Origin of the sequence: Neobacillus niacini, assembly GCF_036961885.1 — a bacterium.
Lineage (GTDB): Bacteria > Bacillota > Bacilli > Bacillales > Cytobacillaceae > Neobacillus > Neobacillus niacini_H.
The window spans coordinates 58,628-85,069 of record NZ_JBALNQ010000021.1 but is presented as its reverse complement, the minus strand read 5'-3'; the positions used below and the strand labels follow the sequence as shown (position 1 = coordinate 85,069).

Annotated in this window: 24 protein-coding genes, 1 tRNA gene and 1 other RNA gene; 23 read left to right on the top strand and 3 right to left on the bottom strand. The window is 38.8% G+C overall.

Features of this window, described 5'->3' with window-relative positions:
- Positions 1–177 precede the first annotated feature (177 nt).
- Complete coding sequence (gene clpP / locus V7124_RS09930) at positions 178–783, bottom strand: ATP-dependent Clp endopeptidase proteolytic subunit ClpP (protein ID WP_335413115.1); 606 nt, start codon at positions 781–783, stop codon at positions 178–180.
- A 199-nt stretch (positions 784–982) separates the two neighbouring features.
- Here clpP and V7124_RS09925 point away from each other — a divergent pair.
- The 21 genes from V7124_RS09925 to ssrA all read left to right on the top strand — a co-directional run bounded on the left by V7124_RS09925 (position 983) and on the right by ssrA (position 21,563).
- Positions 983–1,054 (top strand) — tRNA-Arg (locus V7124_RS09925).
- A 163-nt stretch (positions 1,055–1,217) separates the two neighbouring features.
- Entirely contained in the window at positions 1,218–2,141 is a 924-nt protein-coding gene (locus V7124_RS09920) for a LysR family transcriptional regulator (RefSeq protein WP_335488606.1), read from the top strand.
- A 166-nt stretch (positions 2,142–2,307) separates the two neighbouring features.
- Complete coding sequence (locus tag V7124_RS09915; RefSeq protein WP_335488603.1) at positions 2,308–3,030, top strand: cupin domain-containing protein; 723 nt, start codon at positions 2,308–2,310, stop codon at positions 3,028–3,030.
- 80 nt (positions 3,031–3,110) lie between these two features.
- Positions 3,111–3,752 carry an amino acid ABC transporter permease gene (locus V7124_RS09910; protein ID WP_335413110.1) on the top strand — a complete coding sequence of 214 codons (642 nt, stop codon included), beginning with the start codon at positions 3,111–3,113 and terminating at the stop codon, positions 3,750–3,752.
- A complete protein-coding gene (locus V7124_RS09905) occupies positions 3,745–4,467 on the top strand; it encodes an amino acid ABC transporter ATP-binding protein (RefSeq protein WP_335488600.1) in 723 nt (240 codons plus the stop codon). The genes V7124_RS09910 and V7124_RS09905 overlap by 8 nt, the downstream gene beginning before the upstream one ends.
- Before the next feature lie 59 nt (positions 4,468–4,526).
- Positions 4,527–5,492, top strand: a complete 966-nt coding sequence (locus V7124_RS09900; protein WP_335488597.1) for a transporter substrate-binding domain-containing protein — start codon at positions 4,527–4,529, stop codon at positions 5,490–5,492.
- Between the two features lie 88 nt (positions 5,493–5,580).
- Entirely contained in the window at positions 5,581–6,432 is an 852-nt protein-coding gene (locus V7124_RS09895; RefSeq protein ID WP_335488594.1) for a sugar phosphate isomerase/epimerase family protein, read from the top strand.
- 15 nt (positions 6,433–6,447) lie between these two features.
- On the top strand, positions 6,448–7,284 hold the full coding sequence (locus V7124_RS09890; RefSeq protein WP_335488592.1) for a sugar phosphate isomerase/epimerase family protein: 837 nt from the start codon (positions 6,448–6,450) through the stop codon (positions 7,282–7,284).
- 133 nt (positions 7,285–7,417) lie between these two features.
- Positions 7,418–8,749: an RNA polymerase factor sigma-54 gene (rpoN, locus tag V7124_RS09885; protein ID WP_335488588.1), complete on the top strand. Its 1,332-nt coding sequence runs from the start codon at positions 7,418–7,420 to the stop codon at positions 8,747–8,749.
- A 12-nt stretch (positions 8,750–8,761) separates the two neighbouring features.
- The gene (locus tag V7124_RS09880) at positions 8,762–9,019 is read left to right on the top strand and encodes a glutaredoxin family protein (protein ID WP_335413096.1); all 258 of its coding nucleotides are present in this window, start codon (positions 8,762–8,764) and stop codon (positions 9,017–9,019) included.
- Positions 9,020–9,152: 133 nt separating this feature from the next.
- Positions 9,153–10,175: a sugar-binding transcriptional regulator gene (locus tag V7124_RS09875; RefSeq protein WP_335488763.1), complete on the top strand. Its 1,023-nt coding sequence runs from the start codon at positions 9,153–9,155 to the stop codon at positions 10,173–10,175.
- 48 nt (positions 10,176–10,223) lie between these two features.
- Positions 10,224–11,231, top strand: a complete 1,008-nt coding sequence (gene gap, locus V7124_RS09870; protein ID WP_335413094.1) for a type I glyceraldehyde-3-phosphate dehydrogenase — start codon at positions 10,224–10,226, stop codon at positions 11,229–11,231.
- Between the two features lie 139 nt (positions 11,232–11,370).
- The gene (locus V7124_RS09865) at positions 11,371–12,555 is read left to right on the top strand and encodes a phosphoglycerate kinase (RefSeq protein ID WP_335488585.1); all 1,185 of its coding nucleotides are present in this window, start codon (positions 11,371–11,373) and stop codon (positions 12,553–12,555) included.
- A 61-nt stretch (positions 12,556–12,616) separates the two neighbouring features.
- A complete protein-coding gene (gene tpiA / locus V7124_RS09860; protein WP_335488583.1) occupies positions 12,617–13,378 on the top strand; it encodes a triose-phosphate isomerase in 762 nt (253 codons plus the stop codon).
- Positions 13,371–14,903 carry a 2,3-bisphosphoglycerate-independent phosphoglycerate mutase gene (gene gpmI / locus V7124_RS09855; RefSeq protein ID WP_335488580.1) on the top strand — a complete coding sequence of 511 codons (1,533 nt, stop codon included), beginning with the start codon at positions 13,371–13,373 and terminating at the stop codon, positions 14,901–14,903. The genes tpiA and gpmI overlap by 8 nt, the downstream gene beginning before the upstream one ends.
- Positions 14,904–14,931: 28 nt before the next feature.
- Positions 14,932–16,230, top strand: coding sequence for a phosphopyruvate hydratase (gene eno / locus V7124_RS09850; RefSeq protein WP_335488577.1), 1,299 nt, complete (start codon positions 14,932–14,934; stop codon positions 16,228–16,230).
- A gap of 327 nt (positions 16,231–16,557) precedes the next feature.
- Positions 16,558–16,791, top strand: a complete 234-nt coding sequence (secG, locus tag V7124_RS09845; protein WP_335413084.1) for a preprotein translocase subunit SecG — start codon at positions 16,558–16,560, stop codon at positions 16,789–16,791.
- 329 nt (positions 16,792–17,120) lie between these two features.
- Positions 17,121–17,867: an alpha/beta hydrolase gene (locus tag V7124_RS09840; protein ID WP_335413082.1), complete on the top strand. Its 747-nt coding sequence runs from the start codon at positions 17,121–17,123 to the stop codon at positions 17,865–17,867.
- A 20-nt stretch (positions 17,868–17,887) separates the two neighbouring features.
- On the top strand, positions 17,888–20,245 hold the full coding sequence (gene rnr / locus V7124_RS09835) for a ribonuclease R (protein ID WP_335413080.1): 2,358 nt from the start codon (positions 17,888–17,890) through the stop codon (positions 20,243–20,245).
- Positions 20,246–20,605: 360 nt separating this feature from the next.
- Positions 20,606–21,073 (top strand): SsrA-binding protein SmpB, encoded by a 468-nt coding sequence (smpB, locus tag V7124_RS09830; protein WP_335413077.1) that lies wholly within the window; start codon positions 20,606–20,608, stop codon positions 21,071–21,073.
- Between the two features lie 154 nt (positions 21,074–21,227).
- Positions 21,228–21,563: a transfer-messenger RNA gene (ssrA, locus tag V7124_RS09825) on the top strand.
- Between the two features lie 371 nt (positions 21,564–21,934).
- Here the strand turns inward: ssrA and V7124_RS09820 are convergent.
- Positions 21,935–22,474, bottom strand: a complete 540-nt coding sequence (locus tag V7124_RS09820) for an LAGLIDADG family homing endonuclease (RefSeq protein WP_335488575.1) — start codon at positions 22,472–22,474, stop codon at positions 21,935–21,937.
- Positions 22,475–22,741: 267 nt separating this feature from the next.
- Here V7124_RS09820 and V7124_RS09815 point away from each other — a divergent pair, with 267 nt between their 5' ends.
- Positions 22,742–24,676, top strand: coding sequence for an FUSC family protein (locus V7124_RS09815; protein ID WP_335488570.1), 1,935 nt, complete (start codon positions 22,742–22,744; stop codon positions 24,674–24,676).
- Positions 24,677–24,764: 88 nt separating this feature from the next.
- Here V7124_RS09815 and V7124_RS09810 read toward each other — a convergent pair whose 3' ends face one another.
- The gene (locus V7124_RS09810) at positions 24,765–25,445 is read right to left on the bottom strand and encodes a spore coat protein (RefSeq protein ID WP_335488567.1); all 681 of its coding nucleotides are present in this window, start codon (positions 25,443–25,445) and stop codon (positions 24,765–24,767) included.
- Between the two features lie 336 nt (positions 25,446–25,781).
- Between V7124_RS09810 and V7124_RS09805 the strand changes: the two genes are divergently transcribed.
- Positions 25,782–26,309, top strand: a complete 528-nt coding sequence (locus V7124_RS09805; RefSeq protein WP_335488565.1) for a hypothetical protein — start codon at positions 25,782–25,784, stop codon at positions 26,307–26,309.
- Positions 26,310–26,442: the final 133 nt, after the last annotated feature.

Genomic DNA, 26,442 nt, shown 5'->3' with positions numbered 1-26,442 from the left:
AAGGGGTATGGGTAACTATAAGAGCTTTATAGTGACCGAGAAGTAAAATTTGGAGAGGTATGGGTAACTATAAGGGCTTCATAGTGACCGAAAAGCGTTCAGAAACAGCATTCGGGTCACCCCATCCAACTATTCCCAAATAAAAAAGCAGCCGTCAATAAAACGGCTGCTCCACTATTACTTATCTTTCTTGTCTTCTGCAAGGCTTCTTGTGATAATATGATCAACAAGGCCATACTCTTTTGCTCGTTCAGCAGTCATGAAGTTATCACGGTCGGTATCCCTTTGGAGAACTTCTAAAGGCTGACCAGTGCGCTCTGCTAAAATTCCATTCAATTTTTCACGAAGGAATAAAATACGCTTAGCTGCGATTTCGATCTCAGTCGCCTGACCCTGTGCTCCACCTAATGGCTGATGAATCATAACCTCAGAATTCGGTAACGCATAGCGCTTGCCTTTTGTTCCTGCTGCAAGTAAGAACGCACCCATTGATGCGGCCATACCGATACAAATGGTTTGAACATCTGGCTTAATGAACTGCATCGTGTCATAAATAGCCATACCAGCTGTAATGCTACCACCAGGGCTGTTAATATAAATAGATATATCCTTTTCAGGGTTTTCAGCTTCAAGGAAAAGTAACTGTGCTACAATACTATTAGCAACATGATCGTCAATACCACTGCCAAGCATAATAATCCGGTCTTTTAACAGACGAGAATAGATGTCGTATGCTCTTTCTCCACGGTTTGTTTGTTCAATAACTGTAGGAATCAAATTCATTTTTCTTCCTCCTTTAAGTATGAAAGATTTTACTTATGTATTGTTATCATACACTGATGGTCAATTAAGGTCAAACAATTCGCCTTCAAATGTGTTCGACAACTTTCCCTATTTCAGCATAACCATTTAGGTCATTTTTAAACCTATTCTAGCTTGCAAAGTTCTGCTAATTGGCATATAATATGTAAGTCGCACATAAGCGCTCGTGGTGCAACGGATAGCACGCAAGCCTCCGAAGCTTGAAATGCAGGTTCGATTCCTGCCGAGCGCATCATAATTTCCGCAATAAAAAAATTCCCTACGAATTTCTCGTAGGGAATTTTTTTTATCCAATAGTTAGATTTCACCTAGTACGAAAAATTGACAAAAATAGAGGAAATTTTATAAATTTTAGCGAATTTGTAAGAAAATAAATAGAATGGAGTGGTTCTTGCATGAATTTATCGGAAATCGAGGCATTTCTTGCGATTGTTGATTCACAAAGCATTACGAAGGCAGCTGAGACGCTATACTTATCCCAATCTACGATAAGTCATCGCCTAAAATCCCTTGAAAAAGAGCTTGAAACTACCCTGATTATCCGTGGAAATGGACAAAGGACCATTTATTTGACGCCAAAGGGGGAGGAATTTGTCCAAATTGCTCGAAAATGGGCAGCACTATGGAGGGATACACAACAGTTTAAAACGGACCAAGCCTTTTCGTCCATAACAGTAGGATCGGCAGATAGTTTAAATCTCTACCTTTTTTCTAACCTATACAATCGAATTTTAAATGATCAAGCACCCATTAATCTTCAAATTAGGACTCAACAATGTTCCTATAACTATATGTTACTAGAAAACCGGGAAATAGATATTGGTTTTACGGTAACACAATTTCGCTATAAGAATATCATCACAACACCGCTATTAAGCGAGCCAATGTTTTTAGTGTGTCGTTTAAATAGTTATAAACCTGGTCCCATCCACCCAAGTGAGCTTGATCCTAGGAAAGAGCTTTATGTGGCATGGGGATCTGAGTATCAGAGATGGCATGATTATTGGTGGAATCCGGCGATTAATCCTTATATTAGTATTAATGCACCTTCTTTTCTATTTAATTTCATGAGAAATTCAGATTGCTGGTCGATCATGCCGATTTCGATTGCTAAAGTTTTTGAGAATATGGGTGGATTTGAGATCCATACCATTTCAGAGCCTCCTCCAAATAGAATTTGTTATAAACTCACACATAGAGACGGAAATCCCGAAAATCCCAATGGGATGGAAATCTTCGATGGGTATCTAAAAAATTTCTTATCTAGTGAAGAGTGGATTGAAAATTGTAACTATTCCATTGCCTCTTCTTCCAAATAATCGATTTTAATAGAATGGCTTTACGGCAAAATTCCAAAAAACATTCATTTTGTTAATGTTATACATCAAATAAATTCATTTTTAAAATATCTTGTCCTGAGTTATCATAAAATTGTAAATATTAAAAGCGTTTACAAATTCTATGATCATCCAGGGGGTTAAAAGAATGTCTATGAAAATGTCAGTACTAAGAAATGTTAAAAGAGAGGATATTCCACAGAATTTTGAAAATGGATTTGCAAAAGGAGAAATGCTTCCGAATACGTATCCAGGTGTGGCTACCTACAAATGTACGTTAAAAGCAGGTTCAAATGTGACACCAAAGGTTTATACCGATAAAACTCAAATCTTCTTTTTTACGAAAGGAACAGGATATATCGCAACACCTAAGAAAGCTTACAATATCACTGAAGCAGCTGTTTATATCCCAATGTTTGATGCAGAAGGGTTTTCTATACAAGCAGCAACTGACTTAGAATATTTAGAGCTTTTAGTAGATATTACAGAAGATGATAAAAAGAAACTTCATCATTCTCGTATGACACTTCCACACTTCCGGTTACTTTCAGATTGTGATCGCTATGAAGAAGGATTCAAGAGTAAAGGTATTCTTTCTTATATTATTGTTACTCGCGGTAGACTTGCTAGAATTCTAATGGGACTTGTTTCAGGTGATGGTCCAGATTATGTTGGAGAACACTCCCACGAAACGGTCATGCAGTGGTTCTATGGAATGGATGGAACGAAATTTGAATTTACAGCTTCTGGCGAAACCATCACAGTTGAAGATGGGGATTGGGTTTACATTCCAGAAAAGACGCTTCATTCAGCTACAACTGCTGCGGGTGAAAAAATAAATTATGTCTGGTTTGAGGTTGACTGCGATTAAAAACTAGCGGTCGGAGGGAGGGGGTCCCTTCGACCGTAAAAAGCAGAAATTCTCTAACAAATATAGAAAGGAGAATTTAGTTGACATTTTACTTTGTTGAAGATTATTGGATGTACTATCTTGAGGGCTTTAAATGGACAATTCTCCTAGCCTTTTTCGCAGTGATCATAAGTATTGCATGGGGTATAACGTTAGCTCTATTTAGACTTTCAAGTATAAAGGTACTCAGTTGGTTTGCAGTAGCCTATATTAACTTCATCCGAGGAACTCCTCTCTTAGTACAAATCTATCTCATTTACTACGGACTTTCTTTAAATCTTCCAGATTATTTAGCTGCTGTCCTCGCTTTATCTGTTCATAGTGGAGCGTATATAGCAGAGGTTGTCCGAGCAGGCATTCAGGCAGTGGACAAGGGGCAAATGGAAGCGGCGAGAAGCCTAGGGATGACGCATGGAAATGCAATGAGACGGATTGTTGTTCCACAAGCAATTAAAAACATACTACCAGCGCTTTGTAATGAATTTATTATTATCATTAAAAATACATCCTTGATGTCCGTTATTGGAATTTCCGAACTGATGTATAACGTTGATACGATAAGAGGAAATACGTATTTGGCATTTGAACCATTAATCGTTGGGGCAATCATTTACTTTATAACAACTTATGTATTAAAGCATTTAATTGGCATCCTAGAGAGGAGGCTGAAGGCAAGTGATTAAAGTTAATGGGTTAAAAAAGAGTTTTGGCAAGCTTGATGTCCTTAAGGGGATCGATATCGAGATCAAAAAAGGTGAAGTCGTTGTTGTCATTGGTCCCAGTGGTTCAGGTAAGAGTACCTTTTTACGCTGTCTAAACTTGTTAGAGGAACCAAGTGCAGGAGAAGTTATTTTTGAGGGTGCTTCTCTCACGGACAAAAAAACGAATATCAATAAACATCGAGAAAAAATTGGTATGGTCTTTCAGTTGTTTTACTTGTTTAATAATTTAACAGTTTTAGATAATGTTACGATTGCACCGCGGGACGTAAAGAAATTATCTAAAGAACAAGCAACTGAAATTGGTATGAAATTACTTAAGAGAGTTGGTTTGGAGGAAAAGGCCAATGTTTTCCCATCCAAGCTTTCTGGTGGGCAGAAACAGCGTGTTGCCATTGCCAGGGCATTAGCGATGGGCCCTGATGTCATGTTGTTCGATGAGCCAACTTCAGCACTAGATCCTGAAATGGTGGGAGAGGTACTTGAGGTTATGAGGGAGCTAGCAAGAGAAGGGATGACAATGGTTATTGTCACACATGAAATGGGTTTTGCTCGTGAGGTAGGGGATCGGGTCATCTTTATGGATGAAGGAATTGTATTAGAAGAAAATAAACCAAGTGAGTTATTCGGTAATCCACAGCATCCAAGAACCAAGGATTTTTTAAGTAAGGTGCTGTAAGATAATAGATTTAGTAAACCAAAATGGTTCTTTAATACAATTACAGGGGGTAAGTGTTTATGGTGAGAAAATTTACACTGAAAGCTAGCTTATTAGTATTGGTTGGTATTTTAATGTTAACTTTGGCTGCCTGCGCATCTTCATCTAAAACAACAACAGAAAAGCCAGCAGCAAATGATTCTCCTACTGCTAAGCCTGAAGAAAAACCAGAAGAAGCTAAGGAACTTGGGCCAGTTTTAACAAGAGTGAAAGAAACTGGCAAAATGACAACGGGATTTGCTGCTCAGACACCTCCTTGGAGATTTCACAAAATGGTAAATGGCAAAGATACTCTTGCTGGATTTGAAGTTGATTTGGTTTATTATATTACCAAAGAAGTTGAAAAATATTTGGGCGTTCCAGTTGAACTTGAAATAAAGGAACTGCAAATTGACGGTGCCCTAGCTGCATTGCAAGCCGATAAAATAGACTTTGCTCCAACTCTATCTGCAACCGAGGAAAGAAAGAAAAATATGGATTTCTCGATTCCATATCACAGATCATTACAAACCATTGCCATTAGAACAGAAGACAAGGATAAACCTTTGTTTAAGGAGGAAAACCAATTAGCTGGTGCTAAAATCGGTTCGATCAAAGGAAGTTCTACTTCCGTTACACTCCTTGAAAAATATCCAAAAGCAGAGCTTTTTGAGCTAAGCAAAGCACCGGATATCCTTCTTTCGCTCTTAAACAAAAAGGTTGATGCTGCAGTATTTAATGAAAAGCAAGGAATACTTTATGTGAAGGCTAACCCTGAAATTATGTTGGTAGACTACCTCAAATATGATGTTCCTAAAGACAGAGATCCAGGTGCCTCTATCGCATTTCCAAAGGGAAATGAGGATTTTATAGAACTAGTGGATAAGGTTTTAAATAGAATTTTAACCGATGGTACTTTTGCGCAATTTGAAAAGAAATCACTGGAAGATTTAAATGATCCAGATCTACTAAAAGGTTTTACAGGTGAAAATATCCTTAATCAATAGATTAATAGCATCAATAAAGGGATTTAGAACCAATATTCTAAATCCCTTTTGTTTTCTTAAAATATAAAAGATTGTGATGTGAAAGGGTATGGGGAAACCGGATTGTTTGATAATAGAAAAGCAAATTGCTGCAATGAACATTCATTATTACTACTATTCCTTTGAATACTTTCTAGACGTACAAAGAAAATTAGGCTGCAGTAGTATTGAATTATGGGGAGGCTCTCCACATTTTTGGGTTGATCACTTATCATATAATGATTGTAAAATAATAAAAAAACAAATCGAGCATAGAAATCTAGACATTGTCGCCTTTACCCCGGAATGTACCTCCTATAGATATATGTTATGTGCAACAGATCCAGACAGGCATAGAAAGTCTATAGAGTATTTTAAAAAATGCATTAAAGTAACTGCAGAGCTAGGCGTATCGGTGATGCCCATTAATACAATGGGTAAATATCAGGATGAAGGCTATGATACCGCTTGGGAGAGATGTGTAGAATCTGTTTCTATTCTATGTGAAGAGGCTAAGCGAAATAATGTCACATTGGCAATGGAAACATTGTGTCCTGACCAAATAGGCGTCATCAGGAATTTGAACGAGTTAACTAAATTATTTGCAGAAGTCAACAATGACAATTTAAAAGCGCTCCTCGATCTTGTTTCTGTTGAGTCAGCAGGTGAGAGTATTGATCAATGGTTCGCTACGTTAGGTGAGAAAATTGTCCATACCCATTTTGTTGATGGCAGAAACACGAGTGATCATTTGGTCTGGGGCGATGGCTGCTATCCTTTGGGGAGATTTATTACAAAGCTAAATAATCATGGCTACAAAGGTTATTTGGGCCAAGAAATTACTTCACGTTCCTACTATAAAGATCCAGCATTTGCGGATATGAAGAATATGAAGGCACTTCGTAAGTATTTGAAATGCTAGAAAGGAGAAAGTATGATGAAGCCTTCAATTAGGCGTGACCAAGTTGCTGGAATGAATATTCATTATAAAAATTACTCTCTCGATTATTTCTTAAATGCCCAACAATCTATAGGGTTTACAAGTATTGCTTTATGGGGAGGACCCCCGCATTTTTGGCTTGATTATGTAACCTATAGCGACTGTAAAATGTTGAGGAATAAAATTCAATCTATGGGTTTGAACGTAGTCGGTTTTGTTGCTGCCTCCGTTTTATATCGCTATCAATATTGCCTTTTTGAACCTGAGTATAGAGAAAGGAGTTTTCACTATTTTTCCAATGGAATAAAAGCGGCGGCCGAACTAGGAAGTAAGTCACTACATATCAATTCGGGGTGGGGATATAAAACAGAAAATCGTGAGGAAGCTTGGAAGCGCTCAAGAGATATGCTGTTTCGATTAGCGAACGTTGCCCAACAGGAAGGGATTGTCCTTTCAATGGAATCCTTGCGTCCGGATGAAACAGGACTTGTTACCACTTTACAGGATGCGAAAAGAATGTTTGATGAGATTAATCATTCTTCTTTTAAAATCATGCTGGACACAAATCCGATGGGGGTAGCGAATGAAACTATTTGGCAGTGGTTTGAAACCTTTGATCAAGATATTGTGAATATTCATTTTGTAGACGGTACTCCATTTGGACATTTAATTTGGGGGGATGGCACCTTTCCGTTAGAGGATATGGTTACCTGTCTTAATACCTATAATTTTGAGGGGTATTTATGTCAGGAAATAACGGATGCAGGTTATTTTAACGACCCAGTTGCAGCAGATGGTCAAAATATGAAAACTCTGAGTAGATACTTTATTTAAGGCAGTGTAAACTTGGCTATAGTTAAGTGTTCCCTCGTTTACCAAGTAAAAAGAGAGTTAAATTATTTAACTTTTATTTTCCATACACGAAACCCCTTTCATCATGTAAAATGGAACAAGGGGGGAATAGGATATGGATTTGAAAGCAGGCTTATGGCAACAACAATCGTTAAAATTGGCAATGACTCAGGAACTAACCCAAGCGATTGCGCTTTTACAATATTCAGCACAAGAGCTTACTGCATTCCTAGAAAACAAGGCGCTTGAAAATCCCCTGCTACAGGTTGAGAATAAGAATATTCAGCCTATTAACCCATTAATAGACCGCAATCGGCGGAAAAAGTATAATAATAAAAATACAGAAAATGAGTGGATAGAACAAATCGCAGCCAAGTCATCTACTACGGAAGACCAATTGATTAATCAACTTACCCTTCATAAATACTCTAGCAGACAATTGAAAGTGATTAAATATCTAATTGAGAACCTAGATGTAAACGGATACTTAGCTTCTGAACCAAGCGAAATCTCAGAATTTTTAGGAGTCCCATTAGAGCTGGTAGATGAATGTATTATTGTCATACAAACTCTAGAACCTGCTGGAATAGGTGCTCGAAACCTTCAAGAATGCTTAGTAATTCAGATAGAACGAAAAAACTTAGCGGACCATTTAGCGCTGACTATCCTATCTGATTATTTCGTTCCATTTGCAGAAAAGAAATGGAAGCATATTGCTAAGGAATTACAAATTCCTATTCAAAAGATTCAAGAGGTATTTGACACTGTCCAGCAATTGAATCCACGACCTGGATCAAGATTGGAACAAGAGAATGCCTCCTATATTATCCCTGATGCGATTGTGGAACGGTTCGAAGGTGGATATTCAGTGAGGCTGTGTAATGACAGCATTCCTAAAATTAGTTTTAATGATCAATATTATCAAAAACTTACTAGTACACAAGATTCCCAGGTAGGTCGCTTTTTGCAGGAGAAGGTTCAGGATTATCATTGGATTATGAAAAGTATTGAGCAACGGAAGGAAACTCTAACACGGGTTGTGAGTAAAATTGTTGAAAAGCAATCGTGTTTTTTTGAAAAAGGACGGGAATACTTAGTCCCAATGACGATGAAGGAAGTAGCAGCTGAACTAGAAATACATGAATCAACCGTAAGCCGTGCTGTAAAGGAAAAATATGTTCAAACTCCAATAGGAACTTTCTCGTTAAAATCGTTCTTTACGAGCACCATTCAAACGGTCTCAAACGAAAACACATCATCAAGCCAAGTGAAAAATGCAATCGCTTCGTTGATTGAAACGGAAAATAAACAAAATCCGTTTTCAGATCAAGAAATTGTTGAAGTCCTTAAGACAAGTCAAGGGATTGTTGTTTCAAGGAGAACAGTTGCTAAATATCGGGATCAACTTGGAATAGCTTCCTCTTCGAAAAGAAAAAGGTTTGATTGAAAGGAAAAAACAATGCCACAAATAGTAATTACCTTATATACACGAAAGCAATGTTCCTTATGCGAGAAAGCAAAGCAAATAATCATTGAGTTAAAGCAAGATTGGGACATTATATTAGAAGAAGTTGATATTGACGAAAGTGATGAATTAACAGAACTGTACGGAATTATGATTCCAGTGGTTAAAATGGATGGGGAAGAAGTTGCTTTTGGAATTATTGATAAAATGGACATACGTAACCGTTTACAAGAAAAAAAGGGAAACTTTTAAGTTGAAAAAGGTTTTCACTCCTGTTAGAATGAAAATTGTTAGCAGGGGTGATTTTTTTTCGATGAAGTGGGACATAATTTGTCTATGGTGGACATTTTATGACCATCTACATACAATAAAGGAGCAAGGTGTTATGCAATCACTCATCGATATTCAAAAAAGATTATTACCTGATCTTCTTCAAGTACTACATAAGCGGTATTCTATCCTGAGGCATATAGGTTTTATGCAGCCTGTAGGAAGAAGGAGTCTTGCAGCTAACCTTGGATATACCGAAAGAGTCCTTCGAAGTGAAGTAGATTTCCTAAAAGAACAAAACCTTATTTCGATTAACAATATTGGAATGAGTTTGACCTCTGAAGGGAAAAATTTGCTAGAGGACTTAGAGGGTTTAATCCGAGAGTTAAGGGGTATTGATGTAATGGAGCTAGAGTTAAAACACCGCCTTAAAATACATAAGGTTGTGATTGTACCTGGTAACAGCGACGAATCCTTAATGGTTAAGGAAGACCTTGGTAAGGCTAGTGCGAATTGCATGAAAATGAACCTAACAGGTAAAAATATTATCGCTGTAACTGGTGGCTCGACCATGGCTGCTGTCGCAAACGTCCTTACATCAGATCTTGGCAAAAAAGAACTGCTGTTTGTCCCTGCCCGTGGCGGTATAGGTGAGGATGTTCAAAACCAAGCGAATACCATTAGCTCAATCATGTCAAAAAATACACACTCGAAACATCGTGTATTCTATGTACCCGATCAAGTTAGTAACGAAATTTATGAATCACTTATTAAAGAGCCCGAAATTCATGAAGTTTTAGATTTAATAAAATCAGCAAGCATGGTTCTTCATGGAATTGGGGATGCTATCACAATGGCTGAACGAAGAAAATCTAAACCCGAAATTTTGCAGAAGTTAGAAACGAACGCAGCAGTTGGGGAAGCCTTTGGCTATTATTTTAATGAAAAAGGTGAAATCGTCCATAAGGTTTTAACGATTGGACTTCAATTAGAAGACCTAGCACAGATTCCCAATGTGTTAGCTGTGGCAGGCGGCGCTTCAAAGGCGAAAGCAATTAAGGCCTATATGAAACAAGCACCACCCTCGACCATATTAATTACCGATGAGGGTGCAGCAAGAAAGTTATTAAAAGGTTAATTCCTTTTTAAATAAAAAACCTTTTTTCAAAACAAGGAGGAAATTAAAATGACAGTAAAAGTTGGTATTAATGGTTTTGGTCGTATCGGCCGTAACGTATTCCGTGCGGCATTAAATAACACTGAGATGGAAATCGTAGCAATCAACGATTTAACTGATGCAAATATGCTTGCGCATCTTTTAAAATACGATACAGTCCATGGTACTCTTCAACAAGACGTTACAGTTGATGGTCAATATCTAGTTGTTGGCAACCAAAAAGTAAAAGTACTTGCTGAACGTGATCCTGCTCAATTAGGCTGGGGTGAACTTGGAGTAGAAGTTGTAGTTGAATCTACTGGACGTTTCACAAAGCGTGAAGATGCTGCAAAACACCTTGAAGCAGGCGCAAAGAAAGTAATCATTTCAGCACCAGCTTCTAACGAAGATATTACAATTGTTATGGGTGTTAACGAAGATAAATACGATGCGGCTAACCACCACGTATTATCAAACGCATCTTGTACAACTAACTGTCTAGCTCCTTTTGCAAAAGTTTTAAATGATAGCTTTGGAATTAAACGTGGAATGATGACTACAATCCACTCTTATACAAATGACCAACAAATCCTTGATTTACCACACAAGGACTACCGTCGTGCACGTGCAGCTGCTGAGAACATGATTCCTACATCAACTGGTGCTGCAAAGGCAGTTTCATTAGTTCTTCCTGAGCTAAAAGGCAAATTAAACGGTATGGCAGTTCGTGTTCCAACTCCAAACGTTTCTATTGTTGATTTAGTTGCTGAATTAGAACAGAATGTAACAGCTGAAGAAGTAAATGCAGCATTGAAAACAGCTGCTGAAGGTCCATTAAAAGGAATTTTAGCTTATAGCGAACTTCCATTAGTTTCTACTGATTATAACGGTGCAACCGTTTCTTCTACTGTTGATGCACTATCAACTATGGTTCTTGAAGACAATATGGTAAAAGTATTATCTTGGTATGACAACGAAGTTGGCTACTCAAGCCGTGTTGTTGACCTAATTGGATACATTGCTCAAAAAGGACTTTAATATTTCATTTTAAGCTGAAATTGGAAAATCAATCATTTCCAGTTTATAATGTTTAATGGTTATGTCAAAGGGGAGAGGGGAACATTCCCCCCTCCCTTTTTTTATGGGAAACGAGTCAATATATAGGGAGGCTTTTCGCATGAACAAGAAAACATTAAAAGATGTTGATGTAAAAGGAAAACGCGTTTTTTGCCGAGTGGATTTTAACGTTCCAATGCAGGAAGGTAAAATTACCGATGAAACAAGAATTCGTGCTGCATTGCCTACTATCCAATACTTAATGGACCAGGGTGCAAAAGTCATCTTAGCGAGCCATTTTGGACGTCCAAAAGGTAAAGTTGTAGAAGAAATGCGCTTAACTCCAGTAGGTGTAAGACTTTCTGAACTTCTTGGCAAAAACGTACAAAAAGCAGATGAAGCATACGGTGATTCTGTTAAATCGTTGATTCAAGGTATGAATGAGGGCGACGTACTTCTTCTTGAAAACGTCCGTTTCTACCCTGGTGAAGAAAAGAATGATCCGGAACTTGCGAAATCCTTTGCGGAGCTAGCAGATGTGTATGTGAATGATGCATTTGGAGCAGCACACAGAGCGCATGCCTCTACTGAAGGTATTGCTCATCATCTTCCTGCTGTTTCTGGGCTTTTAATGGAAAAAGAGCTTGATGTATTAGGAAAAGCACTATCCACTCCTGAGCGTCCTTTTACTGCAATTATTGGCGGTGCGAAGGTTAAGGATAAAATCGGAGTTATTGAAAACCTATTAGAAAAGGTGGATAACCTAATCATTGGCGGCGGACTTGCTTATACTTTTGTTAAAGCACAGGGTCATGAAGTTGGTAAATCACTTCTTGAGGCAGATAAAATTGACTTAGCGAATTCTTTTATAGAAAAAGCAAAAGAAAAAGGTGTTAATTTCTATATCCCAGTTGACGTAATTGTTGCTGATGATTTCTCAGCAGATGCGAATTCAAAGGTAGTTGCTATAAACGAGATTCCTGCAGATTGGGAAGCACTTGATATCGGACCAAAAACAGCTGAGATTTATCGTGACGTCATTCAAAACTCTAAATTAGTCATCTGGAATGGACCTATGGGTGTATTTGAAATTGATAAGTTTGCCGGCGGAACTAAGGCAGTTGCTGAAGCACTAGCAGATTCAGAAGGTACCTATTCTGTTATTGGCGGCGGAGATTCTGCAGCAGCAGTAGAAAAATTTAATTTAGCTGATAAAATGAGCCATATTTCAACAGGCGGTGGCGCTTCACTTGAATTCATGGAAGGCAAAGCACTTCCAGGCGTCGTTGCTTTAAATGATAGATAGAAAAGTGGAAGCCCTAAGGCGCTGCACTAGTCAAATAATTTAGTAAAAAGGAAGTGCCAGTATGCGTAAACCAATTATTGCAGGTAACTGGAAAATGAATAAAACCTTTGCTGAAGCAAAAAGCTTTGCTGAGGAAGTAAAAGGACTTGTTCCTGAGTCTGGAAAAATCGATTCAATTATTTGTGCCCCTGCTTTATTTTTACAAAATCTTGTAGAAGTAACAGAGGGAACTGATGTGAAGATTGGCGCTCAAAATATGCACTTTGAAGAGAGCGGAGCGTTTACAGGTGAAATCAGCCCGAAACCTCTTTCTGAAATTGGCGTTCAATATGTCATAATTGGCCATTCAGAGCGTAGAGAAATGTTTAATGAAACAGATGAAACGGTTAACCAAAAGACTCTTGCAGCCTTTAAATACAATTTAACACCAATTGTTTGTTGTGGTGAAACACTAGAACAACGTGAAAATGGCGAAACAATGGATTTTGTAGCTACACAAATCCAAAAAGCACTAACAGGATTAACGGATGAGCAAGTGAAACAATCCGTGATTGCCTACGAACCTATTTGGGCGATTGGAACAGGTAAATCTTCAACTTCACAAGATGCAAATGATGTATGTGCACACATTCGTCAGGTTGTTGCTAAACAGTTTAACGAGGAAGTTGCAAATGCGGTTAGAATTCAATACGGCGGAAGTGTAAAGCCAGAGAACATTAAAGAATATATGGCTCAGCCAGATATCGATGGTGCTCTTGTAGGCGGAGCAAGCCTAGAGGCTCGTTCATTCTTGCAGTTATTGGAGGCAGGAAGTTATGAGTAAGTCCCCCGTTGCCCTCATCATTCTTGATGGCTTTGGATGCAGGGATGAACATAAAGGGAATGCAGTCTATCATGCAAAAAAACCAAATTTTGATCGGTATTGGAATACGTTTCCACATTCACATTTAACGGCTTCTGGTGAAGCAGTCGGTCTTCCAGAGGGACAAATGGGCAATTCCGAAGTTGGTCACTTAAATATTGGTGCTGGCCGGATTGTCTACCAAAGCTTAACACGTGTGAATATTGCTATTCGTGAAGGTGAATTTGTGAAAAATGAAACCATCCGCAGTGCAATGGACCATGTTAAGAGCAATGGTAAAAATTTACATTTATTCGGCTTATTATCCGATGGTGGTGTACATAGCCATATCAATCACATGTTTGCTCTTTTAAAGATGGCCAAAGAGGAAGGCGTAGAGAACGTTTATTTACATGGGTTCCTTGATGGACGTGATGTTGGTCAAAAAACCGCGGCAAAATATATTCAACAGACTATCGATAAAATGAATGAGTATGGCGTGGGTGAATTTGCAACCATCTCTGGTCGCTACTATTCAATGGACCGGGACAAGCGCTGGGAACGGGTTGAAAAGTCCTACTGTTCAATGGTTTATGGTGATGGTCCTACCTACACGAACCCATTAGATGTAGTAGAGGATTCTTATCAGCATGGAATTTATGATGAATTCGTCATTCCATCCGTTATTACCAAGGAAGATGGCAGCCCTGTTGCGACGATACAAGATGATGATGCCGTTATTTTCTATAATTTCCGTCCTGACCGAGCTATTCAAATTTCCAATGTATTTACAAACGAAGATTTCCGAGGGTTTGACCGTGGTGAAAAACATCCGCGCGATTTATTCTTCGTGTGTTTAACGCATTTTAGTGAGTCGGTGAACGGATACGTTGCGTTTAAACCTTCTAACCTGGATAATACATTAGGTGAGGTATTATCGCAAAATGGATTAAAGCAATTAAGAATTGCTGAAACAGAAAAGTATCCTCATGTTACATTTTTTATGAGCGGTGGCCGTGAAGATAAGTTTCCTGGAGAAGAGCGGATATTAATCAATTCACCAAAGGTTGCAACCTATGACCTGCAGCCTGAAATGAGCGCATATGAAGTGACTGACGCACTTCTAAAGGAAATCCAAGACGATAAGTTTGATGCCATTCTCCTAAACTTTGCAAATCCTGATATGGTCGGCCATTCAGGAATGCTTGAACCAACTGTTAAGGCAATCGAAACAGTTGATGAATGCTTAGGTAAAATTGTTGATTTAATTCTTGAAAAAGGTGGATCTGCCATCATTACCGCAGACCATGGTAATGCCGATGAAGTCATTACACCTGAAGGCGATCCAATGACAGCCCACACCACTAATCCAGTTCCCGTCATTATTACAAAAAATGATGTAGAATTGCGAGAAGGCGGAATTTTGGGAGATCTAGCTCCAACGATGTTAAAATTGCTTGGATTAGGACAGCCTGAAGAAATGACAGGAAAATCATTAATAAAATAAATTTTTATATTAAAAGGAGAGAAATTAAATGCCATTTATTGTAGACGTATACGCAAGAGAAGTATTAGATTCCCGTGGTAATCCAACAGTTGAAGTTGAAGTTTTTACTGAATCAGGTGCTTTTGGCCGTGCCCTAGTTCCAAGTGGAGCTTCTACTGGAGAATATGAAGCAGTAGAACTTCGCGATGGTGATAAATCCCGCTACCTTGGTAAAGGTGTATTAAAAGCAGTCGAAAACGTGAACGAAATTATTGCTCCACACCTTGTTGGTGAAGAATTTAGTGTTTTAGATCAAGTTTCTGTTGACCATGCACTAATCGAGCTTGATGGTACTGAAAATAAAGGTAAATTAGGCGCTAATGCGATCCTTGGTGTTTCTATGGCTGTAGCTCACGCTGCTGCAAACTACCTAGATATTCCTTTATATCAATACCTTGGAGGCTTCAATTCTAAACAGCTTCCAGTACCAATGATGAACATTGTTAACGGCGGAGAGCACGCTGATAACAACGTTGATATTCAAGAATTCATGGTTATGCCTGTAGGCGCTCCTAACTTCAGAGAAGCACTTCGCATGGGTGCAGAAATTTTCCACAGCTTAAAGTCAGTTCTTAAAGAAAAAGGACTTAACACAGCTGTTGGGGATGAAGGCGGATTTGCTCCAAACCTAGGGTCTAACGAGGAAGCACTTCAAACGATTGTACTAGCAATTGAAAAAGCTGGCTACAAACCAGGTGAAGAAATATTCTTAGCAATGGACGCTGCATCTTCAGAGTTTTATAACAAAGAAGATGGTAAATACCACCTTGCAGGTGAAGGCGTTGTTAAAACTTCTGCTGAAATGGTTGATTGGTACGAAGAGCTTTCTAACAAATATCCAATTATCTCAATCGAAGATGGTTTAGATGAAAACGATTGGGAAGGACACAAGCTTCTAACTGAACGTCTTGGAAAAAAAGTTCAATTAGTTGGGGATGACCTATTCGTTACAAATACCAAGAAGCTTTCAGAAGGTATTGAAAAAGGAATTGGTAACTCAATCCTTATCAAAGTTAACCAAATCGGTACATTAACTGAAACTTTTGACGCAATTGAAATGGCTAAGCGCGCTGGCTATACAGCAGTTATCTCTCACCGTTCTGGTGAAACAGAAGATAACACAATTGCTGACATCGCAGTTGCAACAAATGCAGGTCAAATCAAAACAGGTGCACCTTCACGTACTGACCGTGTTGCGAAATACAACCAATTGCTTCGCATCGAAGATCAATTAGGTGAAACCGCACAATACAACGGATTAAAATCTTTCTATAACTTAAGTAAATAATCAGTTAAGCCAGGGCACTCATTGACGAATGAGTGCCTTTCTTTCTGGAGTGACCGAAGAGCAATATGAAATTGCATTTGGGTCAATGCAGAGGAGCTGGAGGGACCGAAGAGTATCCAGAAAAGGCATTTGGGTCAATGCAGGGGAGCTGGAGGGACCGAAGAGCATTCAGGAAAGGCATTTGGGTCAATGCAGAGGTGCTGGAGTGACCGAGTTATAAAAGGAACCTTCTAAAAGCTGACACAAAAGCTAGTATTGTTAAAAACTCAATAATATGATACATTAAAAATACTGTGAAATGTACGAACTAACAGGAGGTAGCTTTACATGCATGCATTTGTTGTTACGTTATTAGTAATCGTTAGTATTGGACTTATTCTTGTAGTATTATTACAATCAGGTAAAAGTGCTGGATTATCGGGTGCCATTTCAGGTGGTGCCGAAACATTATTTGGTAAACAAAAGGCACGTGGACTTGATTTGATTTTACACCGTATTACAGTAGTGTTAGCTGTTCTTTTCATTCTTCTTGCTGTCTTAGTTGCATACTTCGAAGTTTAATAAAGAATGCTCAAAAACCTGGCTTAATAATAGTCAGGTTTTTTTTTGAACTAAAATGAAGGCTTTTTTCTGGAATGTTAGCCAGTTGTTTGCTTAAACTAAGATAATGGATTTTATTGATTGGTTGTGTAAACAAGTCTGTTGATTTGCGCTCCAGGCACTTCGCTTTCCGCGGGCGGTCGGTGAGCCTCCTCGCGCCGCTGCGCGACTGCGGGGTCTCACCCTGACCTGCTAGTCCCGCAGGAGTCTCGTGCCTTCCGCGCAAATCAACAGGTTATAAAATCAACCATTTCCTTAACACAACCTATTGATTTAAAGGAGTTTTTACTATGAAAATTGCTGTACCCAAGCCCTTTACCTTTATAGGAGGAAAGCGAGCGGTTTTATTGCTTCACGGTTTTACTGGTAATTCGGCAGATGTTCGGATATTGGGACGTTTTTTAGAAAAAAGGGGATATACCTGTCATGCACCCCACTACAAGGGACATGGGGTTCCACCAGAGGAATTAGTGCATACTGGCCCTGAAGATTGGTGGCAGGATGTCTTAAGTGGTTACAATTTTTTGAAAAATCAAGGCTATGAAGAAATTGCAGTAGCTGGACTATCACTGGGTGGCGTATTTTCCCTAAAATTGGGTTACACTGTACCTATAAAGGGTATTGTCCCAATGTGTGCACCCATGTACATAAAAAGTGAAGAAATCATGTATCAAGGAATCCTCGAGTATGCCCGTGAATATAAGGTGAGGGAAGGAAAAACCGAAGAGCAAATTGAAATAGAAATGAATGAGTTTACGAAAACACCGATGAATACTTTGAAGGCTCTGCAAGCGTTGATTTCAGATGTTCGCGACCATGTAGACATGATTTATGCTCCGACATTCGTGGTTCAAGCTCGCCACGACAAAATGATAAACACCGAAAGTGCTAACATCATTTACAATGAAGTGGAGTCTGACTTAAAAGAAATTAAATGGTACGAGGAATCAGGACACGTGATCACGCTCGATAAAGAACGTGATCAGCTACATGAAGATATTTACGCCTTTTTAGAAAAATTAGATTGGCAAAATTAATCCTGTAAGGAGGGATTTTTATGGAAGATAATATTCAACTGCACGTTGATAAGCTTTTACAATATATGAAGGACGAGGCATACAAACCTTTAACCGTTCAAGAACTAGAAGTGGCATTTGGAATTGCCGATTCGAGCGACTTTAAGGAATTTGTTAAAGCACTTGTTCAAATGGAAGAAAAAGGACTGGTTGTTCGGACACGCAGTAATCGATACGGACTACCGCAAAAAATGAACCTGATTCGGGGAAAATTAACTGGTCATGCGAAAGGGTTTGCTTTCGTAATTCCAGATGAGCCGGGAATGGATGATATATTCATTCCACCTAACGAAACCAATACAGCGATGCACGGCGATACCGTACTTGCCCGGATTTCATCTGAAAGCTCAGGGCAGCGCAGGGAAGGCAGCATTATCCGTATTCTTGAGCGTGGAGTTCAGCAAATAGTCGGCACGTATGTAGAAAGCAAAAGCTTTGGTTTTGTTATTCCCGATGATAAAAAATTTGCCAATGATATTTTTATTCCAAAAAATGCATCTAAAGGTGCGGTGGAAGGCCATAAAGTGGTTGTAAAATTAACTACCTATCCTGAAGGAAGAAAAAGCGCTGAAGGTGAAGTTATTACGGTTCTAGGGCATAAAAATGACCCTGGGGTAGATATCCTATCCGTCATCCATAAACATGGGCTGCCGATGGCCTTTCCGGATGAGGTATTAAAACAGGCAAATGAAACACCGGATACCATTGAAGAGAGCGAATTAGAGAACCGTCGCGATTTAAGGAATGAAACGATTGTCACGATTGACGGAGCAGACGCAAAAGACCTTGACGATGCTGTAACTGTGACGAAGCTTGCTAATGGAAACTATAAGCTTGGAGTACATATTGCGGATGTAAGTTATTATGTACAAGAAGGAACGCCCATCGATTTAGAGGCAGAAGATAGGGCAACGAGTGTTTATTTAGTCGACAGGGTTATCCCCATGATTCCCCATCGTTTATCTAATGGAATTTGTTCACTAAATCCAAAAGTTGACCGTTTAGTATTATCATGTGATATGGAAATTAATTCTGAAGGGGTAGTTGTTAATCATGAAATTTTTCAAAGTGTGATTAAAACTACCGAGAGAATGACCTATTTTGATGTCAATAAGATATTAGTTGATAAAGATGAAGAAACACGCACTCGATATGAATCTCTTGTTCCGATGTTTGAACAGATGGAAGAACTAGCGCAAATCTTGCGTGAGAAGAGAATGAAGCGTGGGGCGATTGATTTTGATTTTAAAGAATCAAAGGTCTTGGTCGATGAAGAGAGTAAACCATTAGATGTTGTGCTTCGTGAACGTTCGGTAGCGGAAAAACTAATTGAGGAATTTATGCTCGCTGCTAATGAAACGGTCGCAGAGCACTTTCACTGGATGGAAGTACCGTTTATTTACCGTATCCATGAGGATCCAAAGGAAGACAAGCTAAGGAGATTCTTCGAGTTTATCACCAACTTTGGTTATATTGTTAAAGGGACAGCAAATGATGTACATCCTAGAGCCCTTCAGGAAATTATTGAGGAAGTTCGAGGAAAGCCAGAAGAGATGGTTATTTCGACCGTTATGCTCAGGTCCATGCAGCAGGCGAAATACGATCCTGAAAGCCTTGGTCACTTTGGATTATCGACTGAGTTTTATACTCATTTCACCTCGCCAATTCGCCGTTACCCCGATACAATCGTTCATCGCTTGATCCGAACTTATTTAATTGAAGGGAAGCTAGATGAGACGACGAGGGAAAAATGGAATGCCAGATTGCCTGAAATTGCTCAGCATTCATCAAAAATGGAGCGTAGATCAGTTGATGCAGAGCGTGAAACAGATGAGCTTAAGAAAGCTGAATACATGGAAGACAAGATTGGCGAAGAGTATGACGGTATTATCAGCTCAGTGACCAATTTTGGAATGTTTGTCGAGCTGCCAAATACGATTGAAGGCCTTGTCCATGTTAGCTATATGACGGATGATTATTACCGGTTTGACGAACGCCACTTTGCAATGATTGGCGAGCGGACAGGGAATGTATTCCGAATTGGCGATGAAATCACTGTTCGAGTCGTTAAAGTTAATAAGGATGAGCGTTCCATCGACTTTGAAATCGTCGGAATGAAAGGTACTCGCCGCGAACGCTCAGAGACAACGAAGGTATTTAAAACAGGAAGCGATACGAAAAAGCCACGTCGTAATAAAACGGATGGCCGCAGTGGAGAACAAAAGGCGGAAGGTCGTGGTGGCGGAACTGGTCAAGGATCGGGAACCCGCAAGAAAAAGAAGTTTTACGAAAATGTCGCTAACAACAAAAGCACGAAGCGGAAAAATAAGAAGAGATAATATTTTATTCGTTTCTGGCCCTTATAATGCCCGGACCCTTGGATTGGATAGGGGTGCGGTCACTATAAGGGCATTATAATGCCCGTAATCTGGATTCGTGAGGAGTCTGGGTAACTATAGAAGCTTTATAGTGACCGTAAACCGAAATCGAGTGGAGTTTGGGTAACTATAGAAGCTTTATAATGCCCGTAAATCAGAATCATGAGGAGTCTGGGTAACTATAGAAGCTTTATAGTGCCCGTATACCGAAATCGAGAGGTATTTGGGTAACTATAAAATGTTTGATGATTGCTTGTGCCTGCTTTCAATTGTTATGAGTACACTTTTCTGCTAAAATTAACCCATAACGAGGTGAGAGACATGCCAAAAGGAATAGGGAAAGTGGTTGCGCAAAATAAAAAGGCATACCATGATTACTTTATTGAAGAAACATACGAAGCTGGAATTGTGCTGCAAGGAACAGAAATCAAATCAATACGTGCCGGCAAAGTGAATTTAAAAGATTCCTATGCTAGAATCCAAAATGGTGAAATGCACTTATTAAATATGCATGTAAGCCCATATGAGCAAGGAAATCGCTATAATCACGACCCGCTCAGACAAAGAAAGCTCTTGCTCCATAAGCGGGAAATTAATAAGCTTTTTGGAGAAACAAGGGAAGCGGGATTCGCATTAATCCCATTAAAAATCTACTTAAAAAATGGATTTGCCAAGGTTTTATTAGGACTAGCAAAGGGTAAAAAGAATTATGACAAACGTGAAGTCCTGAAGCAAAAAGAGGCAAGTCGAGATATTGAGCGTGCATTCCGTGAGCGCCAAAAGATGTAATTACAAATCTTTACAATTGAAAAATGCGCTCAGTGTGTTATAATAAGTATGTCGCTAAGGAGCGATGAAACTTTTGCTCAAACTATTGTTGAGCATCCGACGTCTGCAGCTTTAATCTTTAAGTAGATTTCAGCTCATTTTATAATGGGGGCGCTACGGATTCGACAGGGGTAGTTCGAGCTTGGGTTGCGAGTCGAGGGGATCGGCCTCGTTAAAACGTCAACGCCTATAACTGGCAAAACTAACAACAACCTAGCTTTCGCAGCTTAATACTGCATAGCTGTTCGCCCCTCCATCGCCTATGTGGTAGGGTAGCGGACTCACTCTAAGTAGGCTACGCCGGAGTCCACCGTCTGAGGGCGAAGGAAGAGAACAAACAGACTAGCTGACCGGCCGCCTGTCGATAGGCAAATGGATCAGCGAAACGCCAATATGTCGACTACACTCGTAGAAGCTTAAGTGCCGATATCTTTGGACGCGGGTTCGATTAGTAACTTAGTCGCCTTATGTGGTAACACATAAGTGAAAATTCGGCTTTATCGGTGAAACCTACGTCGCTTAAATGCGATAAGGCAATGCCGAGCGGTATGTGGAGTAATCCAACAGCCGTGTATCGACTTATAGGCTGCCATGTTAAATGGTAGTACTAGGATGCGAAATTCTGCCTGGTAAAGGTAAAATTATATTTCGCATAATACGCCGGAGGTCCTGATAAAATTAGGATCAAGATATAGTCAGTGCCATGACGAAAGCATGGAAACGCACGTCCCGCCGTCTCCACCAAATACATATTTGGTGGTTTTTATTTGTCTATAACATAAAGCATAAATTTTCCTGCTGGAAAGTTTATGCTTTATTTTTTTATATTAAAAAAAATGCATCTTCAAAAGCTAATTTCCGTTCTAATAATTGTGGATTATATTTTCCGTTTCGTGGAGTTACCTTTTCATAATTCTCAATTATCAACTGAGATCGGTTTCTTTTTTTATCAACTCTTAGGTATGGTTTTATGTTAATTAATAAAGAAAGCACTGCTTCTTTTTTCTTAATATTTAATGTGTATGAGTCTTTATGTTTATCCGGATTATAATTCTTTTTATTATTAATTTTTCCTCCTGTTAGAGTTTGAATATATATTAAGAGCTCTATATCTGTGGAAGCAATCGAAATGCAAGGACGACGATGTTCGCTCTCATGCATTCTTGTTAGTGAAATTGATCCCTCTCCATCGATTATTCCCGCAATGTAAGCAGATTCCCAGCATTCCATTACTAGTCCTCCCATTCTAAATATAAGCGAATGTATGTTCTCGTTTATTATAGTATTTATGTAAAATATTTTCAAACAAGGAGCATCTTTTTCATTTGAATTCTGGGAAAGTGCTGGTATTACTGGATACATAAAGGTCCATTTCTTCCAATGCAAAAGGAATTTTGATTTTTTTTGTTAACTTGTGTTTGTTCTCTCTTTAGATTTGACTAGGTGTACATTGTATTCCAGTAGTGTGATGAAGAAATCTTTTCATGATAAATTGAGTGGGTGGTTACTATATATATATAAGTCAAAAATATAATGCCTTTTACATAGTGATAAAGATTCAAAAATAGTAAATCCCGTTCATATATCGCCGTACATATTTTTTATGCTTATACAAAAAGGAGCCATCATATGGGAGAAACAAAAAAGTTAGTCTCTGCTAAATCTCCATCTTATTTAAAACAGGCAATGAGTGTGAACACAAAATCGTTTCCTTGGGTAAAAGCATTTTGTGCAGGGATAGCTGCAGCATTGCCAGTCATGATTGGATTATTGTTCGGCAATTTCGAATATGGGTTGATAGCAGGAATGGGAGGATTCACCTACCTTTACTTTTTCAATATTCCCTATCCTCAAAATGCACAAAAGCTATTTTTCGTTGTACTTGGTATGACTTTGGTTTCAGCACTTGGAACACTTGCTGCACCTTACCCGCTTGCCATTGCTATTTTAATGGGGGTGATAGGAGCCACAGTTATTTTTATTTTTGGGGCATTGCGAATTACTGGGCCATCTGCTATTTTTTTTGTTTTAGTTTTTGCTATGACTACCGGTATGCCGGTTAATCCAGAACTTGCTCCAATACGTGCTGGTCTCGTCTTTTTAGGGGGGACATTATCGTGGATCATTGCCATGAGTGGTTGGTTATTTAATCCTCATGGTCCAGAAACCAGTGTAGTAAAAAGAGTTTTTTTAGAACTTGCTGCATTTGTTGAGTCAGTTGGTACAGAGAGGTTTAATGAGTCGAAGAATCGAGTTATGTCCGTTTTAAAAGAAGCGGATGAAACACTTGCAGCCGGGTATATTCCTTGGCGAAAAACAGAATTATTTAATCGACTGTATGTATTGAATGATCATGCAAACCAGATGTTTTTGTATATACTCGAAAATTTTTCAGAAGATCATTCAACACTACCACCGGAACTAGGGCAAACGATCCGGGAAATGACCAAGTCACTGGATAAGAAGAATACGTCAATAGGGGTTTGTAAAAAAATACTCCAGCCAGAAGGAATGAATGAAAATGTGGCTGTATTATTCAAAAAAATATATGATGCAGATGCGATAATGAATGAACCAGCATCAAAAATTAATAACGTGATACTAATTTCTAAACCATCCCCTAAGATGATTCTTGGTGGAGCATTTGACAAAAATTCAATTGTATTCATATCTGCCTTACGGTTCGGTGTCGTAACGATCATCGCAGCGTTCATCGCCTATCAATTTGATTTAGCCCGCTCCTACTGGGTGCCATTATCCTGTGTTGCTGTTATGTCAGGATCAACGATTATTTCTACCTATCATCGTGCGATTCAAAGAGGATTTGGCACAGTTGTGGGTATTCTCATTGCTGGCTTCATTCTTGCTACACAGCCACATGGATACATCATTGCTCTTCTTATTCTACTATTGACGTTTATTACAGAGCTTTTTATTGTAAAAAATTACGGGTTAGCAGCACTGTTCTTCACACCGAATGCATTACTGATGGCTGAAAGTACAAGTCAGGGAGGATTTAGTTTTTCTTACTTTGCTTCAGTTAGATTAATCGATGTCCTCATCGGGACTGCCATCGGCCTAATTGGCGTATGGTTTGTAGGGAGAAGGTCAGCATCTAGCCGGCTTCCTCATTTAGTAACCAAAACCATTCGAAGTCAAGGACAATTTTTATTACTGCTTTTCTCTAAACACGGAGTAGGATGTAATGTCGAAGAATGCAGTGAAATTAATAAAATGCAAACAAATATCATTACGGTAAAAACACTCTATACTACCGCTGCAGGTGAAATTCCGGTCGATCAAAAGGCGTTGGATTATTATTGGCCAGTTATATTCTCCATCGAGCGATTAGGGTATTTATTAGAAAATGGCTCAAAAGTAGACAAGCGTCCGATTCTTTCAGAGGAAAAGCTTGCCCAACTGCTGTATGTTTGTGAAACGATGGCAATTGCTGCCGGACGAAAACAGTCGCTATCTATTAAAAACGTTCCTGAAATAGAAATGTTCCCGAGTATACAGAATGAGATTATTCACTTACAAAAATCTCTTCAAAAGTTTAATTGAATAATTTAAGCATCGTTATAGAAGATACTTGAGATTCCAAGGATGAAAAAAAGCTATCCCTTCACCATGAAAGGATAGCTTTTTACTTTTAATGTCGCAAATTGTTGTTCATGTTCATATTGTTATTCGGCATTTGCATTTGCCCCGAAGGCATTCCTTGTGCAGGTGCGAATGCATTGGTGTAATGAGTCATGTCGGCCTCAGCCAGCTGTGGAACCTGATAATAATGATGTTTATTTTGATAAATAGAAAGTTCATAGCCCATTTCAATGCAATTTGGCACAGAATCGGCAAGTACACGGCGCACTACAGGATTCGTTGCTTCAAGTGCTGCCATTGTTTTCATGGAAGCACTCGATTTACAAGACGCCAGCATACAGCTTGAAATGTATTCATCATTAATTTCAGAAACCGACTGCCAAGGCTTCTTAGGTTGCGCTGGCTTCATACCATAGATGAAGTCATTCCCCTGATTCATCATATATTTAGAAGTAGGATGTGAAGGGTTCTGTCCGGTTTTGAAACATTCCACTGTGATATTGTACTCATCCTGCATAAATTTGTATTGGCGATCCAGAATATCTAGTAATTCTGGGTCTTTTACGTGTTGGCGCAACAACATATACTGATTCATGCTGCCAACTACTGCCCCTAAAACTTCATTTAAATCAATAACCTCATGTCCTCCATGATTTAGCTGTGGCGGTACATTTCCTGTATGCATGTTTTGGTGCATTTGACCTTGTTGTCCCTGCTGGTTTTGCATCATCAAATTTTCCTCCTTATGGTGTGATAATAGCCATTGTTATTATGTATCAATCGACCGGAGTTATTCATAACCCCATTTATCAAAATGCAGCGTAAAACCCCTATCTTTAGAAAAAACTACTATAAAAAGGGATAGACCATATCCGCGAACTTGTGACTGGCAATTATTAATCACACGAAGGATTTAAGTTTTAAAATAGAATTTTATTAAATTTTTGTTTAACATGTTTTTTCTGGAGAAAACAATTGGAAATTCTCTCCCTTTTTCTCGTCATGGGGCAGGAATAAAGCGTAACATCTCGAATTAATATATTACTTTATTATGCCGAGGTGAATTATGGAAAGAGAACAATTGATTGAAGAATTGAAGCAAATTCTTATAAAAGAGATCCCCAAAGCTGTGAGGAATATCAAGTTAAATGACGAAGATAAGGTTTGTTACCTATCTTTGCTTGGAACGGATTATGAACCTGTACTTGGTCTCATTACATTAGGGATCGATTCTTATCGAAACCAAATAATCGAAGAATATGGCATCAATGATAAGTATAGTTTATGGAACTCAGGAGAAATGCCAGTTGAATACCAAACTATTATTCAAGATAGCGAATTTTTAAAGAAGCAGGAAGAACTTGTAAAACTATTTGGAGATGCAGAATGGGAGGAAGGCTGGCAAGCCTGTCAGAAGCTTCGATTTGAGGTAGCTAAGGAATTAAATACATATGATTGGAGCGATATTCTACCTTTGACTGAGGACTTTATCGTCTACTCAGATTGGGAGGCAATTGACGTTAAAAATGGAGATTTACTTCCAAGTATCCCAGAAAGCAAAATGGAAATACTAGTGAAAAAGGGCTTGATTTAATGGTAATAAAGCCAAAATAAAAAATGCACAGAGTTTTTTTTCTCTGTGCATTCTTTATTTATGCAAATTGAACCACTTTTACTTCCACTGGGAACGTATCATTTGCGGTATGATGACAGTATTGTATGGAATT